General features: G+C 66.7%; 1 protein-coding gene. It reads left to right on the top strand.

Annotated features, from left to right (window positions below):
- A partial coding sequence (locus ABD466_RS44280) for a DUF8189 domain-containing protein (protein ID WP_486334162.1) occupies positions 1-866 on the top strand: 866 nt, incomplete at both ends.

The raw sequence follows: 866 nt of genomic DNA on the forward strand, positions 1-866 counted from the left end.
ACGGTGTTCGGGATGGGTTCCGGCGGGCATCTGGGGTTCAGCCAGGGTGCGGGCACCAGCTGGTCGAACTGGTCCGAGGTCAGCGGCATGTGGGTGTTCCCGACCACGGCCAAGCCGTCGGCGGTCTACAACCCCGACACCAGGACCACGATGGTCTTCGCTCGCGGCACCGACGGGTCGATGGGCGTCAGCACCCAGGCCGACGGCGCGTCGAGCTGGTCGGCGTGGACTGAGATGAACAACTACTGGAAGTTCGCCGGCGACCCCAGCGCGGTCTACAACCCGAACACCAAAACCATGACCGTCTTCGCCCGCGGCACCACCGGCCGGATCGGTTTCACACAGAGCGTCAACGGCGGCGCGTGGTCGATGTGGGCGGAGGTGAACCAGCTGTGGACGTTCGCCGGTGACCCGCACGCGGTCTACAACCCGGACACCAAGCAGGTCTCCGTGTACGCACGAGGCGGCGACGGTTCGATCGGTGTGAGCACCTATGTCCCCGGCGGTGCGTGGCCGTGGTCGAACTGGACCGAACTCAACAACTACTGGAAGCTCGCCGGCGACCCGACCATCGCCTACAACCCGAACACCAAGACCATGACCGTCTTCGCTCGCGGCACGACCGGCCGGATCGGCTTCACACAGAGTGTCAACGGCGGCGCGTGGTCGATGTGGGCGGAGGTGAACCAGCTGTGGACGTTCGCCGGTGACCCGCACGCGGTCTACGACCCGGACACCAAGCAGGTCTCGGTGTTCGCCCGCGGCGGCGACGGTTCGATCGGTGTGAGCACCTATGTCCCCGGCGGTGCGTGGCCGTGGTCGAACTGGGCCGAGCTGAACAACTACTGGAAGCTCGCCGGCGACCC

The sequence above is a fragment of the Catenulispora subtropica genome, from assembly GCF_039531675.1.
GTDB lineage: Bacteria > Actinomycetota > Actinomycetes > Streptomycetales > Catenulisporaceae > Catenulispora > Catenulispora subtropica.